A 23,469-nucleotide genomic window follows, 5' to 3' on the forward strand; every position below is an offset into this window, starting at 1 on the left:
CTGGTGGAGCGCCTTCATCTCAGGCATCCAGCAGGGAGAGGGTTCGTGCGGCTCGACGAATCGAACCGGCCTGGTACCAGAGCCAGGCGTGGGGCGGGGCTCACCCGCAGATCAGCAGTCGTTTTTAGCCACCGTCGCTCAGGCCTAGGCCTGTCGGGACTGCGGTGGGGTCGGAATTGTGAAAGAGCAGGGGCGGTGGAGCTGCCCAGCCAGTGGTTGCTGGCGATGGGTTTATTTAGCCAGCAGCTAATTTTAACGTCAATAGCTTTAAGCTAAATATTTTTAGCTGGACGCAAAAAAGCCCGCACTCGGCGGGCTCCTATGATGCAGTCCGGTCAATCCGTGGCAGGCATTCCGCACCAGCTGAATTCGTAGCCGGTACCGCTCTGCTCTACAGAAAGGCCATCTACCTCCCGCATTTCGTCCACGACCCGCTCCCAGTCGTCGTCTTGGTCCGTATCCAGGCGCTCAACGCGACAGCGCTGCTCAAGCTGCGCATGCGGCTCGGCAATGTAGGCATTGATGCGGCGGCACAGCCGCTCATAGCTGGAGACTTGAACCTGTTTCTTGACGACTTGGGCATTACTGCGGGGCATGAGCCACCTCCTTACTGTGATACTGTTCAAATATACAGTATGCGACAGGTGGCGAAGCGGCAAGGTTCCAGTCACAAAAAAGCCCGCACCAGGCGGGCTGTTTAGAATTTGGATGGCTAGGGCTTCGCCGTCGCTATCTGATTCACCTCGGCAGCCAGCCTGCTGGCTGCGTCATCCAGCGAAGCTGCAATGGCGTCATAGAGCTTTTGCTCAGAGATGGTGAGGTACGCGCTCGGAACAGCTCCCGCCCCCAGCACCTTTACCTCGCGCGTCACGCCGTTGGCTCTCACGGAAGCGGTGACGTGGGCCTTCGCACCCGCGACGGTGTTCATCGCAAAACCGGCCAGTGGGAACAGGCCGGTGGCCAGAACTGCCGACCCATCATCCAGACCGAACTCGATGGTGATGTCGCTCGGCGTGACCTGGATGTCGGAGGCATTGCCATCAGCAACATCACCTACTCGCAGCGATGGATATTTCGCCCTCAAGTGGGCAATAAGCGCCTGGGAGAAAGGGCCGCCCGCGTGGATGTCGAAGGTGTAGAGACTCCACGCGTTCCCGTAGGAGGGTTTGCTGCTGTAGACCTTGCTCTGGAAATCCCTGCTGAGGATCAGCTCCGCCTTGGCAGGGCTTGGCGTCGTGTAAAGGGGCTTGCTGATGACGTTCGGGTTCACCTGCTTGGCCGAGCACCCGGCCAGGAGCACCGCCATCACCAGAACTGCTGTCTTGCGCATCACTCAACTCCATGTCGTAGAAGCCAGCAGTCTAGTCGCTCAGTTTTGCCAGGGCGCAGAACGTGACGGAGTGCGCAGTTAGCGGGGTGGGCGGTATCTGTAGGTAACAAAAAGCCCGCACTGGGCGGGCTCGTTTTCAGTCGCTCGACTAGCGCAGCTCGATCGCAGCCTTGAGCCGGTTGGAGGCGTCCGTGTAGTTGCGGGATTCCGGCGACTCCGCAGATATCTCGCGTGGGGTGGCCAGCCAGTCCATATAGCTCAGCCACTTCCCGTAGGCGTCCATGATCTCTGGTTTGAGATCCGGCATGGCCTCAATGGCGCCTTTCACGTTCGGCTTGATACCCAGCTTTTCGCGGTCGACGCATGCCTTAGCATCCTTGAACGAGGTCTCGACGGCAGCCTTGTACTGGGGGCTCTTCTCGCCATGGTTACGCTGGGCAATCCCGGCCTGGATATCCCCCATCGCACCATCTATCCGGCATTTCGCTGCGACGCCGTTCAGCTGCTCCTGGATGTTCGGGGCTGCTTGCACCAGGCCGGCGCCGGCGGAGAGTGCGGCCAGCAAAAACAGTTTCTTGATCATCGTCATCAACTCTCAGCAGCTGGGCGGTGTGATGGGCATCACTGCACGATCTTGCTAGGGGGCACGATGGCGCCCACAGGGTAGCAATGCTGGATCTGCTCCCAGGGGATGCTGCGGCGACCGAAAGCATCGTTGATCGACATCAGGCTGACCTCGTAGTCATCCGCCCGCAACAGCTCCTTGACCATGCTCTCACCTTCGTCGTGAACACCGTGCAACTTGATGTAGACGTACTCGCCTGGCACCAGGTCGCCGTTGGGCTCAATGATCGCGACCCAGCCGGACCGAATGGCAGGGGACATGGAGTCGCCGCGAAGGCGCAGCGCATAGGCATCCTTGTCCTGAGTGGGAAATTTGATGTGCCCCTCGCTGGGACTCAAAGCGGTCCAGTAGCCCTCCGCACCGAGCTGGGCGGTCCCAACGATAGGGATCTGCCGAAAGGGTGACGTGATGGGTATCGGCTGGCCGACGTTGGATTGCTCGGCCTGCTGACCATGGCCCGTGTCCATCCAGCCCCGTTGCAGGCCCTCGACCTGCTCGATCCGACGAGCGACATCATCGCCCAGGTTCTTCTCAGTCTTGTCCGACAGGATCTGGCTTAGGTGGGCCGGTGCCATGCCCCAGCGCGTGGCGCAGGCGCCTTTGCGCTGTGAACCGATCAGCTGGATCAGATTTGCCTTGCGTATTTGATAGATGTCCATTTCCGGATTTTCCCACTCTTTAGCCTTCTGCTAAATGTGCGTAAGGCTAAATCTAGCTTGATGTTAAATTAGCCGTCAGCTAAATTACTCTCCATCTCACACGGAGAGTTCTCATGAACGAGCACTTGCGAAGCTGGTTGGCCAAGACGCCCGCCGAAGTACGCACCGCAGTAGCCAAGGCAGCCGGCACTTCCGTCGGCCACCTGTGGCAGCTTGCCGGTGGCCATCGAAACGCATCGGCCGAACTTGCCGAGCGCCTCCAGGAGGCATCGAACGGCGAGATCACCATCGCCGGCCTGCGCCCTGACCTGGTCCCGCTCGCAAGGAAAGTCCTTCAAGGCGTGGCTTGATCATGAGCACACCCGCATTAAGCCAAGACCCATCTGCAAGGGCACGGGAGATCGAATCTCTGGTCTTGCAGCGACTCGTGTCGGTGGGCCAGAAGACCGTCGCGGACGCAATCGGCTTGTCCGAATCGACCGTGTCACGCTGGAAGGAAGGCGAGATAGAGCGCTGGGCAAAGCTGTTTGCGCTCCTGGGACTCCAAGTCGTCCCGGTTTCTGCGGTGGTGGTCAACGCCGAATACCTGCGCTCACTCGAAACCCTGGCAGAGCTGGGGCTGAAGGCTGAGAAGAAGCGCCCAGGACCCCTGGGCTGGGATTGAGTCATGACCGCAGTTTTGGTCAACGATGATGAATGGGCCCTGTTCGCTGGCGAGCCGGCGGAGCTGCTGAAGCTCTACGTGGCCCTGAAGCGCCGCATGGACTTCGCATCGGGCATCGCCGGGCTCCAGACCAAGATCAACGAGATCGTCCTGCGCGAAGGCTTCACTGTCGACCCCATCCCTGGGCGTCCGGCACCGAAGGCAATCACGCGGGAGCAGTACCGATCGGCCGTGCGGCGCATGGAGAAGATCGGTGCGGTAAAGGTCATCGGACCCCTGGTGTTCGAGTTTCCCCACGCCCGAACGGATCAGTCTGCCCAAAAGAGCTACAACCGAGCTACAACCGAGCTACAACCAGCGCAACAACCGAACAACAACCAGCCAGAACCCAGCAATGGCGAGGGTTCTAGCCAGGAGGAGGGCGGGGCTGCAACCGGGTTGTTTTTTGAGCAACCCGCTAGCAACAACCTACTTCCGGAGTCCGGTAATACAACACCACCATCACCGCGTGCGTGCGCAACCGACTCCCGCACCAGGTTCGCCATGACTGCGGACTGGGAGCCGAACCCGCAGACCTTCAAGGCCACGCTGACGATGAACGCCATGGCCGGCGTGCAGATCCAGCCCGACCAGCTCCTCGAGTTCCGGTCGTTCTGGATCGCCAACCCTGATGAACACAGAACCCAAGCCCGCTGGGAGCACGCGCTCGCCCAGCATCTGAAACGGGAGCACCGCCATGCACAAGCCAACCCCGGAAGACCTCAAGCCCAAGCCGGTGCTCACGCTGGTCGACAACGCAGCCTCTCTGCTGTCGACCGGGTCCGCCAAAGCATCGCCGACCGAAAAGCCCGAGAAGCTGCGGCAGGAGCTGCTGGACAAGCTCTGGATGAAGATGGCGGAGATGTACGGCCACCGCTGGACGTCGAGTTTTGGCGAGAAAGCTGACCAGGACAGCGTCTGGGCGACCGTGCTGCACGACGTGAGCGGCCGCCAGATCGCCAACGGGCTGACCCTGCTGGTCGAGAAGGGCGACGAGTTCGACTGGCCGCCGCCGGCGAACGTCTTCCGCCAGCTGTGCCTGCATGTGCCCGGCCTACCCACCGAGGAGGAGGCCTGGGACCAGGCGCTGCGCGGTGAGTACAAGCACGACGCTGTCCGCGTCGCTGCCAAGCAGACCGGTACCTACGACCTGCGCACCGCGCGGCCAGACAACAAGACCCTGCGCAAGACCTTTGCGCGGAACTACGCAATCGTCCGGGCCCGTGCCGTCATGGGCAAGCCGCTTGAGGACACGATCCCCCTGGGCATCGAGCACGAGCACAAGTCGCCGATGCAGGTGCAGTTCGCCCACAGCCACCAGCAGGCCCGGGACCTGATGCAAGCCCAGGGCATTCCCAGCGATCCCAAGCAAGCCCGCGCCATGCTGCTGGCCAAGATGCGTATCCGGAGAGACAACCATGCGTGACTTCAAGCCAGAGGATCTGGCCCTGGTGACGGGATTCCGGGCATCGCCGCGCCTAGTCGGCCTGACCGTGGAGCTGCGGTTCCGTGCGAAGCCCGGCGAGACCTTCATCGGGCCGGACGGCGCCTGGTGGGTCAGCAAGAGCCAAGGCGCTGCCTGGGTGGTGGTCGTGAACACCAGTGGGAACTGGGATTACGTCGAAGAGCGCCATCTGATGCCGCTGCAGGGCGACGCCGCCCCGGTGGGCCAGGGTGCCAAGGAGCAGGACCATGCGTGAGTTCGCCGCGGTGGAGTTCGTGGTACCTGGCAAGCCCATCGGCAAGGGCCGCCCGCGCATCGGCAAGGTTGGCGCTCATGCCCGCATGTTCACCCCGAAGGAGACGGTGGCCTATGAGGGCCTGATCGCCCATGCCGCCCAGATCGCCATGGCCGGCCGGGACCTGATCCCGCACCCGGTCATGGTCGAGCTGCAGATCCTGCTGCCGATCCCTCAGTCGAAGTCGAAAAAGTGGAAGGCCCTGGCGGTCTCCGGCCAGGTGTTTCCGACCACGAAGCCCGACATGGACAACGTCATCAAGGCGATCTACGACGGCCTCAATGGCGTGGTCTGGCGCGACGACGTCCAAGTGGTGGACGCCATCGTGCGCAAGCGCTACGCCGAGACCCCGTGCGTGCGGGTCCGGATCGTGCCGCTGATGACAGAGGAGGCGGCCTGATGACCGACCACGTCATTCGCACCACTGCCGACCGTGACCGCCTGCTGTCCTTCCTCGCCGGCCTCGACCTGTCGAAGCCGCGGAAGATCGCCATCACCGAGATCCGAAGCCAGCGCAGCGACGCCCAGAACCGCCTGCTCTGGATGTGGAACAACGCCATCCAGAAGCACCTGGCCGACAGCTTCGGCCAGTTCGCCAGCGCTCAGGAGTGGCACGAGATCCTGGTGGCGCGCCTGTGGCCCTGCGAGGTCCGCAAGGTGGCCATGCCTGGCCCGGCCGGCGGCGAGTTCAAGGTCGGCCGCGCCAAGACTAGCGGATTCACCCAGGCCCAGATGGCCGAATATCTCGACCTGCTGGACCGCTACTGCGCTGAGCACCTCCAGCTGCTGCTGCCGCAGCCCGAGGACCTGATGCTGGCGATATACGGACAGAGGAGGCGGGTGGCTTGAAGCCGACCCAGGGCAGAGATGGCAGGGACGCCAGCAGTTGTCTGCGCCGCCAGGTGGCCGCGCAAGTCGCAATCCAGATTTCCGAGGTATCCCCGATGCGCCTGAGTTCAGCCCGAGAAGAGTGGCACAAAGCGTTCTACCGTCCGGGCGATGGCACCAATCGCCATTGCGAGTCCCTCGCCCTAGTCGGGCAGTTCCAGGACACCGAGCGCGTGCGCGGCGTTGCCGGCCTGGTGAACGAGACCATCGGCGCCCACGTCCGCAGCGTAGTGGAGCGGCTGCCCGCCGACCTGTTCGCCTTCGGCAATCACCTGTATCACCCAGACAGCAACGATCTCTGGCGTGAGGTGGCAGAGTGGTCGGTGTTTCAACTGGCATACCTGCGCGGGCCCAAGATGTACGCCAAGAAATACGCCAGGGCGGAGTTCGTGGCCATGGCCGTGCTCTACCGGTACCGTCGCCAGCACCAGGGCGGCCAGAGCGCGGCGCCGGATCCGTTGCCGACGCCTGAGGCCTTTCGTACCTACCTGGAATACACCTACGGCGTGGAGCTGGACGCCCGTAACTGGGACCGGGAATGGGAGGAGTTCGTCCAAGCCTGCTTTGCTGCATGCAACGACCTGGACGCAATGGCGCTGGCCCCCGTCGCGAGGCTTCTCAGGGCGATGAAGTGTGCTGCTTGACACAAATGTGCGGCTAGCGGCATGATTTATTCATCGTGTGAAGCAGCACCCCATCAGAAGCCTCGGCAGATTCGTCTCCCGGGGCTTTCTTGGATCTGGCCATTGGAGATGACCATGGATCGATCCGAGAGACGCCATCATGCGCAACGCGTGAAGGCCAAGTTTTACCGAAAGCAGCGCCAATACGAATCGTGGCCGACCGATGCGCGGCACGCCGGCATGTTCGCCCACCACGGCAAAGTCTGCTCCTGCTTCATGTGCGGCAACCCTCGCCGGTATTTCCAAGAGTTGACCATGCAGGAGCGGCGCGCTGATGCCGCAGGATGGCCGCTATGAGCCGAAGCCGCAGAAAGACACCTATCGTCGGTATGACGACCTGCGAAAGCGAGAAGGCCGATAAAGCCCAATGGCATCGCAAGTTCCGGCGTGCGGCTCGGATGGACGTCGAAGGCAGCCAGTTCATCAGCTTCCGCCAGTACGGCAGCACTTGGTGCATGGGCAAGGACGGTAAGCAGTACCTGCCGGATGCTCGCAGCCGATATCCGGAATACCTCAGAAAGTGACCATCGCCCGGCCAAGTGCCGGGTTTTTTATGCCCGCAGTTCGGAGAGGCAGATGCCAAACAACCTGCCCCCACTGCCTGGTCCCGGTGCGGGGCTCAGCGACTGGATCGCCTGGGCCCTGCTCGTGGTGATCTTCGCCGGCGGCTACCTCTTCCTCCAGTGGCGCGAGAAGCGGGGACCGGCGAGCGAGCGGCTGAACACAGCCCTGGCAGAAGAGCGGGCCTCCCACAAGGAGACCAAGGCCGAACTGCTCGAGGTCCAGCGCCTCCTGGAAGAGTCCCGGCAAAACAACAATGCCCTGGTGCGCGAGTTCGCGGAGAACAAAGCGCAGATCGCCCGCATGGAAGTGCAGATGCAATACCTCACGGAAGAGATCGCCGAGCTGAAGGCCGAGCTTCTCAAAAGGAACACCGCATGACCGATCTAGAGCTGTCCCGCCAGAAAGGCAAGTCCCGCCGGTGGCTCGACAACCACGGCAGCTGGTTCCTACTGCTGGCCGTGGCCATCGCGAGCTGGATGGCGGGCAGTCAGCACAACGCCGTCACGACCGCCGACACCGTCAAGATTCTCGCCGAGTCGCACGAGCGCCAGGACGCCACGCGCGTCGCCAGAATCCGCGAGCTGCTGGACATCAACCAGAAGCTGCTGCTGCAGGTCGGCCCCAGGGTCGAGAGTGCAGCATCCAAGGCAGAGCAGGCCGCCAACAAGGCGACCGAGGCAGTGATCAAGGCTGAGGCGCAAGCCGCCAAGCCATAACCCCAGCGGCCCGAGCAGTGCATTCCGGCGCCCACATCCCCGGAGTGCAAGCACCATGACCGACGCCGTAGGCGCTGCCAGCGCGAAACTCGCGCAAGCCATTGCCGATGTACAGACCGCAGGCAAGGGCCTGATAGAGGCAGCGCTCGCCGCGGCCCAGCCCGTGATTCCTGATCCGGTACCGGAGCCGACGCCTGATCCGGCACCAGTGCCACCGGCCGCCAGCCTGCCGCTGACCACCGAGGTCATCAACGCCTACGACAAGTCGCTGATGCTGCCCATGAGCGAGCTCATCGTCGCCGACCGGGTCGTGGTGCAGCTCGCCACCGGCCAGGCGGTGAACGTGCTGGAGGTCATCGAGGTTCAGCCGCTGGCAAACCGCGACCCGATGTTGCTGCTGTCCATCGACCAGAACATCGCCAACCCGGGCAAGGTGGTAGGCAAGCCCGCCACCGTTCGCGAGCGCTACGCCAAGCCCGCGCCAACCCCAGCGCCGCAGCCGGTACCGGAGACGCCCGTGGTGGTGACCCCTGCAGATCCGAAGCCGGACCCGGGCGCTGGTCCAGCGGTGCTGCGCAACATCCCGTACCTCGGCGTCAATCTGGCCGCGCATTCCAACGCCAACCAGGTGCTGCCAGGCGAGGCGGGGACCCACTTCAAATGGCCGAGCCGCGCAGATGTCCGCCTCTACGTGCGTGACCTGGGCGTCCGGCTGATCCGTTTCCCCTATGCACTCCAGCGCGCCACGCTGCTGACCTCCACCGGCCTGCCGGCAAAGGGCGGCCAGCTCGATCCGACCTTCGTCGCCAAGATGAAGACCGTGCTCGGCTGGATCCGCGACGACTCCAATGGCGAGGCGCTGGTCATCTTCGATCCGCACCACTACTGGCGCATGTATCGCAACCAGACCGCGCTGGTGGATGGCAAGCGCAAGCAGACCGGCGCGCTGCTGCCGGCCGGTGAGGCAGCCGGGCAGGGCGGTCGCTGGAAGCGCCTGGAGCAGGTGCTTATCGACGACGCCAACGGCTGGGGCCCTGCTGATCTGGGCGACCACATCGCCTCGATGGTTACGACCTTCGATGAGCCGATGATCCTGGGCTATGGCCTGGGCAATGAGCCCTACGCCTCGGGCGATGCCCTGGACAGCCTCACGGTCACAGCGATGGAGGCCAAGGTGGTCGCCGACGTGAACACCATGCTGCCGATCATCCGCAAGGTGACGAGCAAGCCAGTCTTCATCTGCGGCAACCAGTGGGCCTCCGCGCGCAACTGGGCCACGGTCAGCGGCTCGTTCGCTGCTGGCATCAAGGACCCGGCAAACAACTGGATCCCCGAGGTCCACGGCTACGGCGACCTCGACGGTGGTTCGAGCGGCAGATACTCCAGCGGCAACCTGAACGCCTTCCCGGTGGAGCAGGTGGCCCAGGTCTTCCGCCCGGCCTACAGCTATTTCGCTGCCAAGGGCCTGCGGGGCTTCGTCGGTGAGACCGGTATCCCGCCCACCGACTCTGGTCGTGCGGCGCTGGCCCGGGCGCTGGATGAGGCTAAGGCCAATGGCGTCCCGGTCACCCTGTGGATCGCGGGCGGTGATGGCGCCATGGGTGGCGAGAAGATGAATCTGGACGACGCTGGCCATGCTGCTACCCGCGAGCTGATCAAGGCACGTGCTGGTGAGCGCATGGCTGAGTGGAAGCCGGTTAAGTCGTAACCCGTCGCAAGAGAGTCGCTAGGTAGCGACTGTTCAGATGCAAGACCATACTCATGGCTCATTCATCAGAGGGTGATCCATGGACGTCATCAAGTTTTTGGATATCGACGCAGATTCCGTCATAGGTTGCCAAGAGAAGATCAATCAGATCGATAAGATTGCGGCGCTTTTCTTCCAGACTATTCGGGAGGAGTATGCCGAGCGAGCAACGTTCGATTCTCTGAATGTTGAGCTGGCCATGGAAGGCGCGAGCAAAGCGGTGCTTAAAGGTCCATTCGCTACCGGGCGTATCCTGTACTCACCCAAGATTGACTCCCAAGGTGTTCACGCAAGGATGGTGCTGCAGAGAGAAGAGCTGGATGAGCGAGATCGGCCTGTATGGAAGGAGATCGCCGCGTTCAAGATCAACTCCGACTCTCAAGTCCTCGGGCAAGACGGGAAGGTGTTGATCAACCTGAAAAGGCATGACCGGTTTGGTCCTTTTCAGATTGCAGCAGGCATAGCTGCAGCCCTCGGCTCCTAGCCTTGGCGAAACACCCCGTGCAATCCCTGTGAGGTAACTATGGCCATATGCGGAGCCAAAACCCGCCGTGGCCAGCCTTGCCAGTCCCAAGCAATGCCCAATGGCCGCTACCGCCGCACAAGCAGCCAGTGATAGCGCGAGCTAGGCGGCGGACGCGGTGCAAACGCAGCAGGCTGCTCAATGAGCTACCGACCAAGGCGGGCGAGCCTTGACTCGCGGCTGTCACAGGTGGGATTCCTTGAGGGGTCCCGGGGAGCGATTGACCTTCGAGCGCGTGTTGGCCCGAACGGTCAGCACTGTTGCTATAGAAAGTCCGACGTAGGCGACAGTCAAAGCTACCTGGAATAGAGCGTACATCCACGGTGACGGGCCTATCCTTCCTAGGTTCACCAGAACAAGTAGCAGTGTTCCCAGGTTTTGTAGGCCTAGCAGGTACAGCAACACGCTTCGAGGCGACCAGTAGCTGTACTTGAGGCGATTAATCCTGATAGCGCACCAGACGAATACCAGCGCTGACGCCAATGCCAGTAGCGAATAGGCCGGAAGGGGCGAAGTAAGGAGCGCCTGCGGTTTTGCTTTGAACAGCTGTAGTACCCCCGAAAATAGTAACAGTGGGTAGGAAAACCAAAGGCCATTGAGTGGGGTGACCACCGCTACCGCAAACGCGGCAATCGACACGCCTACAAGCTGATCCCGCCTACGCATTTGCACCTCGCCAATTACATTTTCATCTCGCCCCTTTGGGCAGGTCCTGACCTACACGGTAGGACAACAACTCCGTCACGGCGAACCAGCGGCGGCAAGCCAGCTGGTAGGTCAGCACTAGGAGACTCCATGAATCGTCCGCAGCCGCCTACCGCGCAATGGCCTGAGATTGTTCCGGCACCCGAGCTGCGCGAGTGGGCCATGGACACCTTCGTCCGCGAGGGTGGGAGGCTGCGCAACGAGGACCACATCCACCTGCTCGACGCGGACATCGGGTTCCTCTGGGCCAGAACAGGCTTCGTCAAGGCGAGCCGCCTGGTGCTGGGTCAGGCCGAGCAAGTCGCGTTCCGTGCTGGTGGCTGGCAGAAGGCGAGGGCAGAGCAGCAGATGGTGGAGTGGTTCGGTGACATCCCGGACTTCCTCATCACCCTGGCCGCCGACTACTGCGCCGAATGCAGCGACGCCGAGTTCTGCGCCCTGGTCGAGCACGAGCTCTACCACATCGCCCAGGAGCTGGATGGCTTCGGTGCTCCAGCGTTCACTCGGGACGGTATGCCCAAGCTCAAGCTGCGCGGCCACGACGTCGAGGAGTTCGTCGGCGTGGTGCGTCGCTATGGCGCCAGCCCGGACGTGCAGCGCCTGGTGGAAGCCGCGAACAGCCGCCCCGAGGTGGAGAAAATCAACATTGCGAGGGCCTGCGGAACCTGTCTGCTCAAGTCGGCTTGATCTCTGACAGACCCTTGACGGAAGTAGAACCATGGCCACCCTGAGCAACGATGTGAAAGCCTTCATCGTTCAGGCCCTGGCCTGTTTCGACACGCCCTCCCAGGTGGCAGCAGCCGTCAAAGAGGAATTCGGCATCGAGGTCAGCCGCCAGCAGTGCGAAAGCCACGACCCCACGAAGTACGCCGGGCGGGACCTGGCCAAGCGCTGGAGAGTCCTATTCGAGGACACCCGGAAGCGGTTCCGCGAGGAAACCGCCGACATCCCGATCGCCAACCGGGCGCACCGCCTCCGCACCCTGGGCCGCATGGCCGAGAAGGCCGAGAACATGCGCAATCTGGCGCTGACTGCCCAGCTGCTGGAGCAGGCCGCCAAGGAAGTGGGCGATGTCTACGTCAACCGCCAGACCAAGGCCGAGATGCCGCACGACGATCTGCCGCCGACCCGCGTGCAGGTTGAGGTGGTAGACGCGAGGGTGCGCGATGCCGACGCTTAACGTGCCCCAGGCGCAGTTCCTGCAGCTGCCCAACAAGTTCCGAGGGTTCGTGGCGGGGTTCGGCTCGGGCAAGACCTGGGTGGGCTGCGCCGCGCTGTGCAAGCACGTTTGGGAGTGGCCCCGGATCAACTCCGGCTACTTCGCCCCGACCTATCCGCAGATCCGGGACATCTTCTTCCCTACCATCGAGGAGGTCGCCTTCGACTGGGGCCTGAAGGTCCGGACCAAGGAGAGCGACAAGGAGGTCGAGTTCTACAGCGGCGGCCAGTACCGCAGCACCACGATCTGCCGGTCTATGGAGAAGCCCCAGACCATCGTTGGCTTCAAGGTCGGCCACGCCCTGGTGGACGAGCTGGACGTGCTGCCGGCGGCCAAGGCCCAGCAGGCCTGGCGCAAGATCATTGCGCGGATGCGCTACAAGGTGGACGGGCTGAAGAACGGGGTGGACGTCACCACAACCCCCGAGGGCTTCAAGTTCGTCTACCAACAGTTCGTCAAGCAACTGCGCGAGAAGCCGGCGCTGGCCAGCATGTACGGCCTGGTGCAGGCCAGCACCTTCGACAACGAGCTCAATCTGCCGGACGACTACATCCCCTCGCTGATGGAGTCCTACCCCGAGCAGCTGATCATGGCCTACCTCGACGGCCAGTTCGTGAACCTGACCTCGGGCACGATCTATACCGCCTACGACCGCAAGCTCAACGGCAGCCAGGAGACCATCCAGGCCGGCGAGCCGCTGTTCGTGGGGATGGACTTCAACGTCGGCAAGATGTCGGCCATCGTCCACGTCAAGCGCCTGGGCCTGCCGCACGCGGTCGACGAGATCATCAATGGCTACGACACGCCGGACATGATCCAAAAGATCAAGGAGCGGTACTGGCTCTATACCGGGACCGAGTACCGCAACACGCGCCAGATCCGGATCTACCCGGACGCCAGCGGCGATTCCCGCAAGTCGGTGCGCGCCAGCGAGACGGACATCTCCCTGCTCAAGCAGGCCGGTTTCATCGTGGTGGCGCCAGGCGCTAACCCCCCGGTCAAAGACCGCATCAACGCCATGAACGCCATGTTCCGCAACGCTGCGGGCGAGCGGCGCTATCGCGTGAACGCGGACCGGTGCCCGACCTATGCCGACGACCTGGAACAGCAGGTCTGGGCCGAGAACGGCGAGCCCGACAAGAAGCAAGGCAACGACCACCGGCCCGATGCCGGCGGCTACTTCATTCACAAGGAATACCCGATCACGAAGTATTCCCTCGCAGGCGTCGCATGATGGGTGTCAAACAGTTCCTCACCGACAAGCTGGTCAATCTCGTGGCCAACCTGGGCACCGAGCGGGACAAGGCTGCGCACTCCGGCTACGCACTCCCGATCATGACGGACGAGCAGCTGCTCGCCGCCTACCGGGGCAGCTGGCTGCCCAGGAAGATCGTCGACATCCCCGCGCTCGATGCCTGTCGGCGCTGGCGCGGGTGGCAAGCCTCCAAAGAGCAGATCCAGGCCATCGAGGCCGAGGAGAAGCGCCTGGCCCTGGTGGCGCGCATCCGTACCGCCATGATCCGGGGGCGCCTGTTCGGTGGCGCCGCGGTGTTCATCGGCACCGGTGACCGCGACACGTCGACCGAGCTACGGCCGGAACGGATCGGCAAGGGTGGCGTGCGCTACCTGACGGTCATGAGCCGGCGTCAGCTGCAGGCCACCGAGATCGAGCGGGATGTGATGTCCCCGCTGTTCGGCAAACCCAAGGCCTATCGTCTCGCCGGGTCCCAGGTTGCCATCCACCCCTCGCGGCTGGTGGTCTTCCAGGGCGCCGAGCATGCCGACCCCGAGCTGGTCCAGGGCGAGGCTTTCGGCTGGAGCGACTCGGTGCTCACCGCCATCATGGAGGCGATCAAGCAGAGCGACGGCACGATGGCCAACGTGGCCAGCCTGGTGTTCGAGTCGAAGGTCGACATCATCAAGATCCCGGACCTGATGCAGAGCCTCCAAGATCCGACCTATGAGAAGCGGCTGCTGGAGCGCATCCGGCTGGCGGCCATGGCCAAGGGCATCAATGGCGCGCTGCTGCTGGACTCGCAGGAGGACTATCAGTCCAAGACGGCCAACTTCAGCACGCTGCCCGACATCATGGATCGCTTCCTCCAGGCCGTGGCCGGCGCCGCTGACATCCCGGCTACCCGACTGCTGGGCCAATCGCCCGCCGGCATGAACGCCACCGGTGACAACGACCTCCGCAACTACTACGACCGGATCCAGGCTGGACAGGAGCTGGATGCCCGGCCCGCGATGGCAGTGCTTGATGAGTGTCTGATCCGATCGGCCCTCGGCAGCCGGCCCCCGGAGATCCATTACAACTGGAACAGCCTCTGGCAGCCCACGGCGACCGAGCGCGCCACCATCGGCAAGACCATCGGCGACACGCTGAAGGTGATCAAGGACACGAACCTATTCCCAGAGGCCGCGCTATCCCAGGCCGCCGAGAACGTGCTGGTTGAGAACAGCGTCCTGCCCGGTCTGGAGGCAGCCATGGAGGAGTACGGCGCAGCGCTGCCAGACGAGGAGGGCGGCGAGGGCAACGAGGAATTACCACCTGGTGGTACCCAGCTGCAGGACGCCGCGCCGCGGCCGCTGTACGTGCAGCGCAAGGTGGTCAACACCGCCGAGCTGCTGGCCTGGGCCAAGGGCCAGGGCTTCGACGTCACGGTCCCTGCGGACGAGCTCCACGTCACGATCGCCTACAGCAAGCAGGCGGTGGACTGGATGAAGGTGGGCACTGCCTGGAACGACGGCCCGGATGGTTCGATGACCGTCCCACCAGGTGGCGCGCGGCTGGTCGAGCCGCTGGGCGACGAGGGCGCCGTGGTGCTCCTGTTCAACAGCTCCGAACTCGCCTGGCGCCACATGGCCATTCGCGAGGCTGGCGCGTCCTGGGACTTCGAGGACTACCAGCCCCACATCACCATCACCTACCAGCCCGGCGCGGTAGACCTGGCCAAAGTCGAGCCGTACCGCGGCCGCATCGAGCTGGGCCCGGAAATCTTCGAGCCCCTCGACGACACCCTCTGACCAGGCGGACCACGCCAAGGAAAACACCATGCTGCTGCACGACTCCGTGTCGGTTTCGGCTGTCCGCCGAACCACTGACGGCTACCTCGTGGCCGAGGCCCGGGTAGCGCGCACTGGCATCCAGGACTACCTCGGCACCGAGGTGGGAAAGCCTGAGATGCCCATCGTCCGGCTGTACCGCCCGCCCGAGGCCGTGTTCGCCGAGGACGCCATGCGCTCCTACGCCTACCGCCCGATGACCAACGGCCACCACGGCGACGTGAACGCCGCCAACTGGAAGCAGCTCGCCGTGGGCCAGACCGGCGCCGAGGTGCTGCGCGATGGCGAGTTCGTCCGCGTGCCGATGGTGGTCATGGACGCCGCGGCCATCCAGGACGTCGAGGACGGGCGCCGCGAACTCTCCATGGGTCTGGAGGCCATCGTCGTCTTCGAGGACGGCCTCACCCCCGAGGGCGAGCCCTACGACGCCCGCGTGGAAAGCATGCGCATGAATCACCTGGCGCTCGTTGATCGGGCGCGAGGTGGCGAGCAACTACGGATCGGGGACCAGCGCAGCCCCGTTTCGAACACCCCTGCGCACCCCACTCACAACGGAGGCCATCCCATGGCTGATTCTCTGCGCACGGTCTTGGTCGATGGCCTGTCCGTGCTGACCACCGACCAAGGCGCCCAGGCGATCGAAAAGCTGACCAAGCAGCTGGCCGACGCAGGCGTCAACGTCAAGACCCTGACCGACGCCCACACCGCGGCCATTGCCGGCAAGGATCGCGAGCTGGCTGGCAAGGACAACGAGATCGAGAAGCTGAAGGGGCAACTGCTCACCGACGCCCAGATCGATGCTCGCGTCCTGGCGCGTGGCGACCTGATCGGCAAGGCCAAGTCCATCGCCGACGCCGACTACAGCGGCAAGAGCGACGACGAGATCCGCAAGGCTGCCGTGGTGGCCAAGCTGGGTGACGCCGCCGTGGCCGGCAAGAGCGCCGACTACATCACCGCCCGCTTCGACATCCTGGTCGAGGACTCCAGCGATCCGGTGCGCACGCACCTGAAGGCGCAGGACGGCAAGATCCAGAACCCCAACGACAACGGCCAGGCAGCCTACGAGACGCGCCTGACTGATGCCTGGAAAGGAGGTGCCCAGTAATGCCTGCCATTCAGAACAGCTATTCCGAGAACATCCGCGCCAGCGTGCCGGGCCACATCCCGGACATGACCCACGCCGATCTCGTCTCCCGCACCGTTCAGGACGCTGCAGGCCTGGCGTTCGGCGTGCCGGTATTCCAAGGAACCACGGACAAGTCGGTCCGCACCATCGTCAACGGTGACACCGCGGCCAAGTTCGTGGGCGTCTCGGTGCTCGATCGCTCGGCTACCGGCCCCAACGGTTACGCCCAGTACGAGTCCGCGCGGATCCTGCTCACCGGCCCGATCAGCGTCACTGCTGCCGTCGCGGTGGCTGCAAGCGACCCGGTGACCATCACCGCCGCCGGCGCCTTCAGCAATACCGGTGGCATCACTGTTCCGAACGCTCGCTGGGACACCAGCGCCGCGGCCGGCGCCGTCGCCAACATCTTCATCAAGTAAGGAGCGAACATGCGCGCCCCCTTTCAGCTCATGGATGCCCAGGCCGCCCTGGCGTTCGTAATCTCCCAGGCCACGCACATCGAGCGTGGCGTCAACGCCATCGTGTACCCGGACATCCAGTATCCGGGGCTGGTACCGGTAGACACCACCGCTAACCCCTGGGCCAAGACGGTCACCTACTTCTCCTCGGACATGTACGGTAAGGCCGACTGGGTCAACGGCAACGCCGACGACATTCCCCGCGCCGGTACCGAACGTTCCAAGTTCGAGACCCAGGTGCATACCGCCGGTATCGGCTATGGCTACGGTCTCGAAGAGATCAGCCAGGCCGCCATGCTCGGCATCAACCTCGATGCCGAAGATGCCACGGCTGCCCGTCGTGCCTACGAGGAGATGGTCGACCGCGTCGCGCTCTATGGCGATGCCTCGAAAGGCTTCTACGGCATCACCAACGCGCCGGCAGTTCTGGCTGGCTCCGCCACCAACGGCAACTGGCTGACCACCACCTCGGACAAGATACTGCAGGACGTGAACAACGCCCTGACCGGTCAGGCCCAGGGCACGCTGTTCACCACCATTGCCGACACTCTGCTGCTGCCCTATGACCGCTGGAGCGCTATCAGCACCCGTATGGTCACGGAGCTGTCGACCCAGACCATCTTGGGCTGGCTGCTGCAGAACAACATCTACACCGCCACCACGGGTCGCCCGCTGACCATCCGCGCTCTGCGTGGCCTGGACAAGGGTGGCGCCGGTGGCACTGCTCGAATGGTCGCCTACCGCCGCGACCCTTCGGTGGTGAAGCTGCACATGCCGATGCCGCACCGCTTCCTGCCTGTGTACCAGGCCGGTCCGATCCGCTTCGAGGTGCCCGGCATCTTCCGCCTGGGCGGTGTCGACGTTCGCCAACCCACCCAGATGCGCTACATCGACGGGATCTAAGGAGATCACCATGCCTGTAATCACCAACACCAGCACCACCCCCATCGGCCTGCCGGATGGCGGCGTCATCGGTCCCAAGCAGCAGCTGGACGTGGACAACTGGGACGACATCAAGGACCGGGTAAACCTGGCCCACTACGTCCGCATCGGCGTGCTGACTGTCGAAGGCGGCCAGGTCGACGGCGATGGCTCCTCGGTGGAGGACATCGAGAAGCAGGACCTGCTGGCCAAGCTGAAGGCGTTCGGCGTCACCGCCGGCGCTAATAGCAAGGTCGAGACCCTGCGTCAGAAGCTGGCCGATGCCCAGGAAGCCCAGGAGCGCGAGGCTGTCGTCTCCGCGCTGCAGGCCAAGAACGTCGAGTTCGACGCCAAGGCCAAGCTGGACGACCTGAAAAAGCTGCTGGCCGAGCAGCCGCAGTAACACCCCGGGCGGTTCGCCGCCCACCTATTCGAGATCGACGCCATGGCAGACTTTTACGGCACCCTGCTGGGCGCCGACGCCTATCACGCCGCCCGCGCCAACACCGGCTGGGCGGGTGACAACGACCACAAGCTGGCCGCGCTGCTGCGGGCGTCCGTCTACATCGACGGGCGCTACCGGAAGTATTACCCATCCGGCCGCTGGGCCTCGCTGTTCCCGGGCGAGAAAGCCCAGGGCAGGGCCCAGGCCCGCGAATGGCCGCGCAACGACGCCCAGGACTACACCGGGGCCGCCATCAGCGCCACCGAGGTCCCGGCCGAGGTCGAACAGGCCACCTATGAGGCCGCGCTGCGCGAGCTGGTGACCCCTGGCAGCCTGAGCCCTGACTTCGTGGCCACCAGCCTGATCAAGAGTGAGAAGCTTGGGCCGCTGGAGACCACGTTCGCGGTACCGGACGCCAGCGCACCAGGTGCGGCGCCGACCCGGCCGGTCATCACCCTGATCGACGAGATCATCGCCCCGGTGCTGGTGGCCCGATATGAGCTGCCCGCCATGGTGGTGGTGTGAACGAGGCCGAGATCCTGGCCGCGATGGATGGCATGACGCCAGCCCTGCAGCGTGCCTACCTGGACCAGATCCGGGCCACGGTGGACGCGGCGACCATCGTCGAGGTCGAGCGCCTGATCGCACAGCAGGATGACCAGGGCCTGGTGGCCACGCTGGCGCTGGGCGCCTTCGCCGCGCTGCTGGAGGGGATCCGGACGACCTACATCAAGGGCGGCACCCTGGTGGTGATCAAGATGCCAGGCGGGCGCCGCGTGCAGTTCGACCAGCACGCGCCAGCCGCGCAGCAATGGCTCACCCAGAACGCCACCGACCTGACCGCCACCATCGCCCGGGAGCAGGCAGAGTCCATCCGGGTGACCACCGCAGCAGGCCGCGCCGCCGGCCGCACGCCGCGCCAGATCGCCCTGGACGTAGTGGGGCGCCTGAATCCCAGAACCGGCCTGCGCGCTGGCGGTGTGCTCGGCCTGTCGGCACCCGAAGCCCAGGCGATCGCCAGCACCCGCGACCAGCTCAGCAGCGGCATCGCCGAACGCATGCGCCAGTACCTGGCCAAGGCCGACCGCGACCAGCGCCTGGACGGCATCGTCCACCGCGCCATCCAGCTGCAGAAGCCGGTGGCCGCCGCCGATGTCCAGAAGATCGCCACGGCCTACGCCGACCGCAAGGTCAAGACCCACGCGCTGCTGGTGGCCAAGGCCCAGGCCCACGAAGCCCTGAACGCCGGCTTCAACCGCCTGCACGCCCAGCTGCTGGAAAACCCGGTTCGCCCGGTGAGCGTCGAGAAAATCTGGCGCAACAAGGGCGACCTGCGCGTCCGCCATGCCCACGTCACCCTGGGCGGCGTGCGGGTGGGCTTCAACCAGCCGTTCCAGTCGCCCACCGGCGCGCGGCTGAACTATCCCGGCGACAAGACGCTGGGCGCTTCCTGGGCCGACCTGGCGAACTGCCGGTGCACGGTCTCCTATCGAGTGACCTGGAAATGACCGACATCCACGACCGCGGCCGTGCCATGGCCATCCGCATGCTGGCGCCGCGCCCGAAAGGGAAGGGCATGGCGCTGGTGCTCACCCAGGCCACGGTCGGCACCTACGACCCTGTCGCCGGCGGCTCGGTCACCGGCTCCAAGGCCTACGACGGCTCGGGCCTGCGCTACAGCTACACCCAGGACGAGACCGACGGCACCGCGATCCAGCAAGGCGACGTGAAGCTGCTGGTGTCGCCCGTGCAGCTGGCCGGCGCCGATCTGCCGAAGCCTGCCACCGGCGACACCGTCCGCTTCGACGGCGTGCTCTACCGCGTGATCAACGTGGAGGCCTGGAACTTCGCCGGCGTCGATTGCGGTTACGAGGTCCAGGGGAGGGCGTAGGCCATGGCCGGGCAGCACCACATGACGGCGCGCTATGGCGATAAGTCCGGAGATTTTGAGGCCCAGCTGGAGGATTTCCGGGAGCTCGCGATGGCTGCCATTGAGCAGACCATCAAGGACATCGTCATCCAGATCGGCGAATCGCTGATCAACCTGAGTCCGGTGGACACCGGCCGGTTCAAGGCGAACTGGCAATTCACTACCGGCGCCCCAGCGAACAGCAGCCTGATCGCCACGGACAAGGAGGGCGACGAGACGATAGCCAAGCTGATCGCCGCGGTGAATGCGCTGGAGCCCGGCCAGGTGGCATACATCGTCAATACCCTGATCTACGCGATCCCGCTCGAATACGGGCACAGCCAGATGGCACCGAACGGCATGGTCCGCCTGACCATCGCCGAGTTCGACCGGATCGTCGCGGAAGCCGTAGCGAGGAACACCGTATGAGTCATGCACTGGCGCGCCAGGCCATCGAGACCAAGCTGGCAGCCTGGGCCACGGCGAAGGGTATCGGTGTGGCCTATGGCGTCGAGCCATTCAAACCGCAGGCGGACCAGCCGTACCTGCGCGCCTTCCTGCTGCCGTCCAGCACCACCTGCCGCTACCTGGGCACCGATGCGCTGGAGTACCGCGGCCTTTACCAGATCAGCGTGGTGACGCCGAAGGGCCAGCCGCAGAGCGTCCCCGAGGGCCTGATCGCCGAACTGAATGCGCTGCTGCCGCTGGACTCATTCCTGGACCAGGGCGCATTTGCCGGCCAGGTGGTCGAGCCGCTCGCCCAGGGCCTGGCGATCCCGGAGGACGCCGTCTACACCATCCCCGCCACCCTGACCTACCAGGGCAGCGCCCCGACGTAGGTGCACCATGCCGAACATCATTCCGCTGCCCAATGGCACGACGGTTTTCGTCTCCACCAGCATCAGTGCCGAGACCATGCTGGTGCCGGAGCCATCGGATAGCAGCTGGGTCGAGGTGAAGAAGGTCACCGGATCGGGCCTGAACCCGTCTGGCGGCGAGGAGAAATGGTCGTCCTATCAACCGCTCGCCGGCTACGAGGACGTCCGGTTCCCCACTGGCCGCAGCCTCCATGACATCGCCCTGCAGGTCCAAGACGACCCCGAGTCGACGCACGCAACGCTCATCACGAGCGCCAGGGACATCCAGCGCCTGCTGGCTTGGCAGATCCGGCTGCCGTCAGGCGCCCTGATCACGTTCCCGGCCTACGCCACCGGTGGCTACTTTCCCACCCTGAACCGCAACGAGCTGCTGGTGGTGACCTTCACCCTCGGCCTCACCGCCATGCCGAAGCGCCGCCGTCCGGCCTGAGGCAATACCCCTCCGCCCGGAGGAACCCCGAGACAGCCCGCCTTGTGCGGGCTTTTTCATTTCCAGATAGAGGATCGCCTCAATGGCAACCCGCGTCCCACTTCCTAACGGCTCCATCGTTCAAGTCGCCAACACCCTGTCGGCGGCCAAACCCATCACCGCGATCACCAACGCCGTCCCGGCCGTCGTGACCTCGACCGCCCACGGCCTCACCAACGGCGATCTGGTCCTGCTGACCTCTGGCTGGGGCAAGCTCGACAACCGCGTCGCGCGCGTCGCCGGCGTGACCACCGATACCTTCCAGCTGGAGAAGGTCGACACCTCGAACCTGACCTTCTACACCCCGAACGGTGGCGTCGGCAGCTTCGTGAAGGTCATGACCCGGACCGAGATCACCAAGATCACCGACTTCACCACCAGCGGCGGCGAGCAGCAGTTCCTGACGGTGACCTACCTGAGCGAGGACGACGACCGTCAGTTCCCGACCAGCCGCAGCCCCATGAGCTGCTCCATCACCGTGCAGGACGAGCCTGACGCGCCCTACGTGCCGGTGGTCGAGGGCTACGGCGAGGCGAAGCTGGGCACCGCGCTGCTGGTCATCCTGCCGAGCGGCAGCATGATCCTGATGCCTGGCTTCGTCAGCATCAGCCAGGTGCCGACCATGTCCCGCAGCCAGCTGATGACCCGCGTTATCAGCTTCTCCCTGTCCAGCCGTATCACCCGCTACAACGCCTAAGGGCGTTGTAGTACCCCTCGTTTCGGAGCGCAGTAATGGCCAAAATCAGCATCAAGCAGAAGCCCACCTTCACCCGTCCCGTTGATATCCCTCAGATCGGCGGGAAGCCGGTGAAGGTGAATTTCGAGTTCAAGTTCCTGAGCCGGAGCGAGGTGTCGGCTCTCATCCAGACCGAGATCGAGCAGGGCAAGAAATTCGCCGATCTGATGACCGCCAATGGCTCGACCATGATCGATGTCACCGAGCAGTCGAAGGACTTCCAGGTCGAGTACCTGCAGAAGATCGTGGTGGGCTGGGAGTTCGAGGAGGAGTTCAACGAGGAGAACGTGCGCGCCCTCGTCAGCACCTACGTCGCCGTGCCGGACGCGATCATCGCGGCATACAAGGCCTCCTACGAGGGCGCCCGCGAGGGAAACTGACCGAGGTCGCCCATCTGCTCTACGCGACGACCGCGAGCACCGAACAGCTGTCGGCGCTGGGCTTTCTCCCCGAAGACATCGAGGAGGAGGTGATCGAGATCTGGGCGGCCAACGAGCAGTCGTTCGCGGTGTTCGAGGGGATGATGACCCAGTGGCGCACCGGCATGGGCGGCGCCACCGGGCTCGACTACAGCGTCGTGCCAGTGGTTATGGACATGGCCGGCGTGAAGGGCAAGCGCCGGCGCCGCGAGGTGTTCCGGGACATCCGGGTCATGGAGAAGGAAGCCCTGCGGACGATGGCGGAGAACCGAGAGAACAAGCCCTAGCGTGCTGCGGCTACTGTTTCGGTTCCAGCCAGCGGCTGTAGCGTCAGGCGAAAGCCCAGCGCATTGGCCAGCTTGCTGATGGTGTCCAGGGTGGGATTCCCTTCGCCGCGGGTCACCTTGTACAGCGTTTCCCGGGTGATCCCGGTTTCTCTGGCGAGCTGGGAGATGTTACGGGCCCGGGCCACATCCCCCAGGACCTTCGCGAGGAAGGCGGCATCGTTCGGCGCCTCTTCCTGAGCGGCCTCAATGTACAGGCGGATGTCCTCCTCATCGCGAAGATGCTCGGCAACGTCCCAGGGGCGGGTCTCGATTTTGGTGTCAGCCATAGCGAACCTCCTTCAGACCCTGTCAGCCATGGACAGGGCGGTTTCAATGTCTTTCTGCTGGGACTTCTTGTCGCCGCCACACAGCAGGATATAGGTCACCCCGTTGCGCTCGACGTAGTACACGCGATAGCCGGGGCCGTGATCGATTTTCAATTCAGACACACCGTTGCTCAGGTTGCGATGCTGGCCGGGGTTGCCGTCGGCCAAGCGGCTGATGCGCACCGCGATGCGGGCGTAGGCCTGGCGGTCCTTCAGGCCGTTGAACCAGGTATCGAAAGCAGCGGTGGTCTGGATGTTTTTCATGTGTCCATTATATCTGACAACTCTA

At 64.1% G+C, this 23,469-nt stretch carries 36 protein-coding genes and 1 pseudogene; 31 read left to right on the top strand and 6 right to left on the bottom strand.

All coding sequences use genetic code 11. From position 1 onward, the window contains the following. Window positions 1-335: 335 nt before the first annotated feature. The 4 genes and pseudogenes from PVZ72_RS00415 to PVZ72_RS00430 all read right to left on the bottom strand — a co-directional run. Window positions 336-596 carry a DUF1654 domain-containing protein gene (locus PVZ72_RS00415; protein WP_273860910.1) on the bottom strand — a complete coding sequence of 87 codons (261 nt, stop codon included), beginning with the start codon at window positions 594-596 and terminating at the stop codon, window positions 336-338. 116 nt (window positions 597-712) lie between these two features. Next, complete coding sequence (locus tag PVZ72_RS00420; protein WP_273860911.1) at window positions 713-1,330, bottom strand: hypothetical protein; 618 nt, start codon at window positions 1,328-1,330, stop codon at window positions 713-715. A gap of 148 nt (window positions 1,331-1,478) precedes the next feature. Next, entirely contained in the window at window positions 1,479-1,913 is a 435-nt protein-coding gene (locus PVZ72_RS00425) for a hypothetical protein (RefSeq protein ID WP_273860912.1), read from the bottom strand. Window positions 1,914-2,023: 110 nt separating this feature from the next. Beyond that, window positions 2,024-2,614, bottom strand: a pseudogene (locus tag PVZ72_RS00430) (S24 family peptidase); the annotation flags it as partial. A gap of 113 nt (window positions 2,615-2,727) precedes the next feature. On the opposite strand from PVZ72_RS00430, the gene PVZ72_RS00435 reads away from it, so the two are divergent. From PVZ72_RS00435 to PVZ72_RS00585, 31 genes are all read left to right on the top strand, one after another. After that, window positions 2,728-2,964, top strand: coding sequence for a YdaS family helix-turn-helix protein (locus PVZ72_RS00435; protein ID WP_273860914.1), 237 nt, complete (start codon window positions 2,728-2,730; stop codon window positions 2,962-2,964). 2 nt (window positions 2,965-2,966) lie between these two features. Further along, the gene (locus PVZ72_RS00440; RefSeq protein WP_273860915.1) at window positions 2,967-3,278 is read left to right on the top strand and encodes a CII family transcriptional regulator; all 312 of its coding nucleotides are present in this window, start codon (window positions 2,967-2,969) and stop codon (window positions 3,276-3,278) included. 3 nt (window positions 3,279-3,281) lie between these two features. Continuing rightward, window positions 3,282-4,223, top strand: a complete 942-nt coding sequence (locus tag PVZ72_RS00445; RefSeq protein ID WP_273860916.1) for a DnaT-like ssDNA-binding domain-containing protein — start codon at window positions 3,282-3,284, stop codon at window positions 4,221-4,223. After that, window positions 4,180-4,743, top strand: a complete 564-nt coding sequence (locus PVZ72_RS00450; protein ID WP_273860917.1) for a hypothetical protein — start codon at window positions 4,180-4,182, stop codon at window positions 4,741-4,743. Before PVZ72_RS00445 ends, PVZ72_RS00450 begins: the two co-directional genes overlap by 44 nt. After that, window positions 4,736-5,017, top strand: coding sequence for a hypothetical protein (locus tag PVZ72_RS00455; RefSeq protein ID WP_273860918.1), 282 nt, complete (start codon window positions 4,736-4,738; stop codon window positions 5,015-5,017). Before PVZ72_RS00450 ends, PVZ72_RS00455 begins: the two co-directional genes overlap by 8 nt. Beyond that, entirely contained in the window at window positions 5,010-5,456 is a 447-nt protein-coding gene (locus PVZ72_RS00460) for a RusA family crossover junction endodeoxyribonuclease (protein ID WP_273860919.1), read from the top strand. Before PVZ72_RS00455 ends, PVZ72_RS00460 begins: the two co-directional genes overlap by 8 nt. Further along, on the top strand, window positions 5,456-5,905 hold the full coding sequence (locus PVZ72_RS00465; RefSeq protein ID WP_145150854.1) for a recombination protein NinB: 450 nt from the start codon (window positions 5,456-5,458) through the stop codon (window positions 5,903-5,905). The genes PVZ72_RS00460 and PVZ72_RS00465 overlap by 1 nt, the downstream gene beginning before the upstream one ends. Further along, window positions 5,902-6,588, top strand: a complete 687-nt coding sequence (locus PVZ72_RS00470) for a hypothetical protein (protein WP_273860920.1) — start codon at window positions 5,902-5,904, stop codon at window positions 6,586-6,588. The genes PVZ72_RS00465 and PVZ72_RS00470 overlap by 4 nt, the downstream gene beginning before the upstream one ends. 114 nt (window positions 6,589-6,702) lie before the next feature. Further along, complete coding sequence (locus PVZ72_RS00475; RefSeq protein ID WP_273860921.1) at window positions 6,703-6,924, top strand: hypothetical protein; 222 nt, start codon at window positions 6,703-6,705, stop codon at window positions 6,922-6,924. Beyond that, a complete protein-coding gene (locus tag PVZ72_RS00480) occupies window positions 6,921-7,151 on the top strand; it encodes a hypothetical protein (protein WP_273860922.1) in 231 nt (76 codons plus the stop codon). The genes PVZ72_RS00475 and PVZ72_RS00480 overlap by 4 nt, the downstream gene beginning before the upstream one ends. 52 nt (window positions 7,152-7,203) lie before the next feature. Next, on the top strand, window positions 7,204-7,569 hold the full coding sequence (locus PVZ72_RS00485; protein ID WP_273860923.1) for a hypothetical protein: 366 nt from the start codon (window positions 7,204-7,206) through the stop codon (window positions 7,567-7,569). Beyond that, window positions 7,566-7,907, top strand: a complete 342-nt coding sequence (locus PVZ72_RS00490) for a hypothetical protein (protein WP_273860924.1) — start codon at window positions 7,566-7,568, stop codon at window positions 7,905-7,907. The genes PVZ72_RS00485 and PVZ72_RS00490 overlap by 4 nt, the downstream gene beginning before the upstream one ends. Window positions 7,908-7,962: 55 nt before the next feature. Continuing rightward, the gene (locus PVZ72_RS00495; protein WP_273860925.1) at window positions 7,963-9,615 is read left to right on the top strand and encodes a cellulase family glycosylhydrolase; all 1,653 of its coding nucleotides are present in this window, start codon (window positions 7,963-7,965) and stop codon (window positions 9,613-9,615) included. 79 nt (window positions 9,616-9,694) lie between these two features. Beyond that, window positions 9,695-10,138: a hypothetical protein gene (locus PVZ72_RS00500; protein ID WP_273860926.1), complete on the top strand. Its 444-nt coding sequence runs from the start codon at window positions 9,695-9,697 to the stop codon at window positions 10,136-10,138. An 834-nt stretch (window positions 10,139-10,972) separates the two neighbouring features. Next, a complete protein-coding gene (locus PVZ72_RS00505) occupies window positions 10,973-11,569 on the top strand; it encodes a putative metallopeptidase (RefSeq protein ID WP_273860927.1) in 597 nt (198 codons plus the stop codon). Window positions 11,570-11,600: 31 nt separating this feature from the next. Continuing rightward, window positions 11,601-12,062, top strand: a complete 462-nt coding sequence (locus PVZ72_RS00510) for a DUF2280 domain-containing protein (protein WP_273860928.1) — start codon at window positions 11,601-11,603, stop codon at window positions 12,060-12,062. Next, window positions 12,049-13,335: a terminase large subunit domain-containing protein gene (locus PVZ72_RS00515; protein WP_273860929.1), complete on the top strand. Its 1,287-nt coding sequence runs from the start codon at window positions 12,049-12,051 to the stop codon at window positions 13,333-13,335. The genes PVZ72_RS00510 and PVZ72_RS00515 overlap by 14 nt, the downstream gene beginning before the upstream one ends. Beyond that, the gene (locus PVZ72_RS00520) at window positions 13,332-15,128 is read left to right on the top strand and encodes an anti-CBASS protein Acb1 family protein (protein WP_273860930.1); all 1,797 of its coding nucleotides are present in this window, start codon (window positions 13,332-13,334) and stop codon (window positions 15,126-15,128) included. The genes PVZ72_RS00515 and PVZ72_RS00520 overlap by 4 nt, the downstream gene beginning before the upstream one ends. Before the next feature lie 28 nt (window positions 15,129-15,156). Next, window positions 15,157-16,272, top strand: coding sequence for a DUF2213 domain-containing protein (locus PVZ72_RS00525; RefSeq protein ID WP_273860931.1), 1,116 nt, complete (start codon window positions 15,157-15,159; stop codon window positions 16,270-16,272). Further along, entirely contained in the window at window positions 16,272-16,712 is a 441-nt protein-coding gene (locus PVZ72_RS00530) for a structural cement protein Gp24 (protein WP_273860932.1), read from the top strand. The genes PVZ72_RS00525 and PVZ72_RS00530 overlap by 1 nt, the downstream gene beginning before the upstream one ends. Before the next feature lie 9 nt (window positions 16,713-16,721). Next, entirely contained in the window at window positions 16,722-17,654 is a 933-nt protein-coding gene (locus PVZ72_RS00535) for a DUF2184 domain-containing protein (protein WP_273860933.1), read from the top strand. A gap of 10 nt (window positions 17,655-17,664) precedes the next feature. After that, entirely contained in the window at window positions 17,665-18,075 is a 411-nt protein-coding gene (locus PVZ72_RS00540) for a hypothetical protein (protein ID WP_273860934.1), read from the top strand. Between the two features lie 42 nt (window positions 18,076-18,117). After that, the gene (locus PVZ72_RS00545; protein WP_273860935.1) at window positions 18,118-18,642 is read left to right on the top strand and encodes a DnaT-like ssDNA-binding protein; all 525 of its coding nucleotides are present in this window, start codon (window positions 18,118-18,120) and stop codon (window positions 18,640-18,642) included. Further along, window positions 18,639-19,625: a hypothetical protein gene (locus PVZ72_RS00550; RefSeq protein WP_273860936.1), complete on the top strand. Its 987-nt coding sequence runs from the start codon at window positions 18,639-18,641 to the stop codon at window positions 19,623-19,625. Before PVZ72_RS00545 ends, PVZ72_RS00550 begins: the two co-directional genes overlap by 4 nt. After that, a complete protein-coding gene (locus tag PVZ72_RS00555) occupies window positions 19,622-20,008 on the top strand; it encodes a hypothetical protein (protein WP_273860937.1) in 387 nt (128 codons plus the stop codon). The genes PVZ72_RS00550 and PVZ72_RS00555 overlap by 4 nt, the downstream gene beginning before the upstream one ends. A gap of 3 nt (window positions 20,009-20,011) precedes the next feature. Beyond that, complete coding sequence (locus PVZ72_RS00560) at window positions 20,012-20,455, top strand: HK97 gp10 family phage protein (RefSeq protein WP_273860938.1); 444 nt, start codon at window positions 20,012-20,014, stop codon at window positions 20,453-20,455. Further along, window positions 20,452-20,865, top strand: a complete 414-nt coding sequence (locus PVZ72_RS00565) for a phage tail terminator-like protein (protein WP_273860939.1) — start codon at window positions 20,452-20,454, stop codon at window positions 20,863-20,865. Before PVZ72_RS00560 ends, PVZ72_RS00565 begins: the two co-directional genes overlap by 4 nt. Window positions 20,866-20,872: 7 nt before the next feature. Beyond that, the gene (locus PVZ72_RS00570; protein ID WP_273860940.1) at window positions 20,873-21,334 is read left to right on the top strand and encodes a phage tail tube protein; all 462 of its coding nucleotides are present in this window, start codon (window positions 20,873-20,875) and stop codon (window positions 21,332-21,334) included. A gap of 82 nt (window positions 21,335-21,416) precedes the next feature. Continuing rightward, a complete protein-coding gene (locus PVZ72_RS00575) occupies window positions 21,417-22,070 on the top strand; it encodes a phage tail protein (protein ID WP_273860941.1) in 654 nt (217 codons plus the stop codon). A gap of 35 nt (window positions 22,071-22,105) precedes the next feature. Next, the gene (locus tag PVZ72_RS00580) at window positions 22,106-22,489 is read left to right on the top strand and encodes a phage tail assembly chaperone (protein ID WP_273860942.1); all 384 of its coding nucleotides are present in this window, start codon (window positions 22,106-22,108) and stop codon (window positions 22,487-22,489) included. A 56-nt stretch (window positions 22,490-22,545) separates the two neighbouring features. Then, window positions 22,546-22,815: a DUF1799 domain-containing protein gene (locus tag PVZ72_RS00585; protein WP_337960390.1), complete on the top strand. Its 270-nt coding sequence runs from the start codon at window positions 22,546-22,548 to the stop codon at window positions 22,813-22,815. Here PVZ72_RS00585 and PVZ72_RS00590 read toward each other — a convergent pair. Both PVZ72_RS00590 and PVZ72_RS00595 read right to left on the bottom strand, forming a co-directional pair. Beyond that, entirely contained in the window at window positions 22,812-23,141 is a 330-nt protein-coding gene (locus PVZ72_RS00590; protein WP_273860943.1) for an addiction module antidote protein, read from the bottom strand. The two genes, PVZ72_RS00585 and PVZ72_RS00590, sit on opposite strands and share 4 nt — an antisense overlap. Before the next feature lie 12 nt (window positions 23,142-23,153). After that, a complete protein-coding gene (locus tag PVZ72_RS00595) occupies window positions 23,154-23,444 on the bottom strand; it encodes a type II toxin-antitoxin system RelE/ParE family toxin (RefSeq protein ID WP_273860944.1) in 291 nt (96 codons plus the stop codon). Between the last annotated feature and the right edge of the window lie 25 nt (window positions 23,445-23,469).

The organism is Pseudomonas sp. LA5, from assembly GCF_028640825.1.
In the GTDB taxonomy this organism is placed as follows: Bacteria; Pseudomonadota; Gammaproteobacteria; order Pseudomonadales; family Pseudomonadaceae; genus Chryseomonas; species Chryseomonas aestiva.

Excerpts from the sequence above, each read along its gene's own strand:
- PVZ72_RS00415 (WP_273860910.1), bottom strand. The coding sequence starts at position 596 with ATGCCCCGCAGTAATGCCCAAGTCGTCAAGAAACAGGTTCAAGTCTCC.
- PVZ72_RS00420 (WP_273860911.1), bottom strand. The coding sequence starts at position 1,330 with ATGCGCAAGACAGCAGTTCTGGTGATGGCGGTGCTCCTGGCCGGGTGC.
- PVZ72_RS00425 (WP_273860912.1), bottom strand. The coding sequence starts at position 1,913 with ATGATCAAGAAACTGTTTTTGCTGGCCGCACTCTCCGCCGGCGCCGGC.
- PVZ72_RS00435 (WP_273860914.1), top strand. The coding sequence starts at position 2,728 with ATGAACGAGCACTTGCGAAGCTGGTTGGCCAAGACGCCCGCCGAAGTA.
- PVZ72_RS00440 (WP_273860915.1), top strand. The coding sequence starts at position 2,967 with ATGAGCACACCCGCATTAAGCCAAGACCCATCTGCAAGGGCACGGGAG.
- PVZ72_RS00445 (WP_273860916.1), top strand. The coding sequence starts at position 3,282 with ATGACCGCAGTTTTGGTCAACGATGATGAATGGGCCCTGTTCGCTGGC.
- PVZ72_RS00450 (WP_273860917.1), top strand. The coding sequence starts at position 4,180 with ATGTACGGCCACCGCTGGACGTCGAGTTTTGGCGAGAAAGCTGACCAG.
- PVZ72_RS00455 (WP_273860918.1), top strand. The coding sequence starts at position 4,736 with ATGCGTGACTTCAAGCCAGAGGATCTGGCCCTGGTGACGGGATTCCGG.
- PVZ72_RS00460 (WP_273860919.1), top strand. The coding sequence starts at position 5,010 with ATGCGTGAGTTCGCCGCGGTGGAGTTCGTGGTACCTGGCAAGCCCATC.
- PVZ72_RS00465 (WP_145150854.1), top strand. The coding sequence starts at position 5,456 with ATGACCGACCACGTCATTCGCACCACTGCCGACCGTGACCGCCTGCTG.
- PVZ72_RS00475 (WP_273860921.1), top strand. The coding sequence starts at position 6,703 with ATGGATCGATCCGAGAGACGCCATCATGCGCAACGCGTGAAGGCCAAG.
- PVZ72_RS00480 (WP_273860922.1), top strand. The coding sequence starts at position 6,921 with ATGAGCCGAAGCCGCAGAAAGACACCTATCGTCGGTATGACGACCTGC.
- PVZ72_RS00485 (WP_273860923.1), top strand. The coding sequence starts at position 7,204 with ATGCCAAACAACCTGCCCCCACTGCCTGGTCCCGGTGCGGGGCTCAGC.
- PVZ72_RS00490 (WP_273860924.1), top strand. The coding sequence starts at position 7,566 with ATGACCGATCTAGAGCTGTCCCGCCAGAAAGGCAAGTCCCGCCGGTGG.
- PVZ72_RS00495 (WP_273860925.1), top strand. The coding sequence starts at position 7,963 with ATGACCGACGCCGTAGGCGCTGCCAGCGCGAAACTCGCGCAAGCCATT.
- PVZ72_RS00500 (WP_273860926.1), top strand. The coding sequence starts at position 9,695 with ATGGACGTCATCAAGTTTTTGGATATCGACGCAGATTCCGTCATAGGT.
- PVZ72_RS00505 (WP_273860927.1), top strand. The coding sequence starts at position 10,973 with ATGAATCGTCCGCAGCCGCCTACCGCGCAATGGCCTGAGATTGTTCCG.
- PVZ72_RS00510 (WP_273860928.1), top strand. The coding sequence starts at position 11,601 with ATGGCCACCCTGAGCAACGATGTGAAAGCCTTCATCGTTCAGGCCCTG.
- PVZ72_RS00515 (WP_273860929.1), top strand. The coding sequence starts at position 12,049 with ATGCCGACGCTTAACGTGCCCCAGGCGCAGTTCCTGCAGCTGCCCAAC.
- PVZ72_RS00520 (WP_273860930.1), top strand. The coding sequence starts at position 13,332 with ATGATGGGTGTCAAACAGTTCCTCACCGACAAGCTGGTCAATCTCGTG.
- PVZ72_RS00525 (WP_273860931.1), top strand. The coding sequence starts at position 15,157 with ATGCTGCTGCACGACTCCGTGTCGGTTTCGGCTGTCCGCCGAACCACT.
- PVZ72_RS00530 (WP_273860932.1), top strand. The coding sequence starts at position 16,272 with ATGCCTGCCATTCAGAACAGCTATTCCGAGAACATCCGCGCCAGCGTG.
- PVZ72_RS00535 (WP_273860933.1), top strand. The coding sequence starts at position 16,722 with ATGCGCGCCCCCTTTCAGCTCATGGATGCCCAGGCCGCCCTGGCGTTC.
- PVZ72_RS00540 (WP_273860934.1), top strand. The coding sequence starts at position 17,665 with ATGCCTGTAATCACCAACACCAGCACCACCCCCATCGGCCTGCCGGAT.
- PVZ72_RS00545 (WP_273860935.1), top strand. The coding sequence starts at position 18,118 with ATGGCAGACTTTTACGGCACCCTGCTGGGCGCCGACGCCTATCACGCC.
- PVZ72_RS00555 (WP_273860937.1), top strand. The coding sequence starts at position 19,622 with ATGACCGACATCCACGACCGCGGCCGTGCCATGGCCATCCGCATGCTG.
- PVZ72_RS00560 (WP_273860938.1), top strand. The coding sequence starts at position 20,012 with ATGGCCGGGCAGCACCACATGACGGCGCGCTATGGCGATAAGTCCGGA.
- PVZ72_RS00565 (WP_273860939.1), top strand. The coding sequence starts at position 20,452 with ATGAGTCATGCACTGGCGCGCCAGGCCATCGAGACCAAGCTGGCAGCC.
- PVZ72_RS00570 (WP_273860940.1), top strand. The coding sequence starts at position 20,873 with ATGCCGAACATCATTCCGCTGCCCAATGGCACGACGGTTTTCGTCTCC.
- PVZ72_RS00575 (WP_273860941.1), top strand. The coding sequence starts at position 21,417 with ATGGCAACCCGCGTCCCACTTCCTAACGGCTCCATCGTTCAAGTCGCC.
- PVZ72_RS00580 (WP_273860942.1), top strand. The coding sequence starts at position 22,106 with ATGGCCAAAATCAGCATCAAGCAGAAGCCCACCTTCACCCGTCCCGTT.
- PVZ72_RS00590 (WP_273860943.1), bottom strand. The coding sequence starts at position 23,141 with ATGGCTGACACCAAAATCGAGACCCGCCCCTGGGACGTTGCCGAGCAT.
- PVZ72_RS00595 (WP_273860944.1), bottom strand. The coding sequence starts at position 23,444 with ATGAAAAACATCCAGACCACCGCTGCTTTCGATACCTGGTTCAACGGC.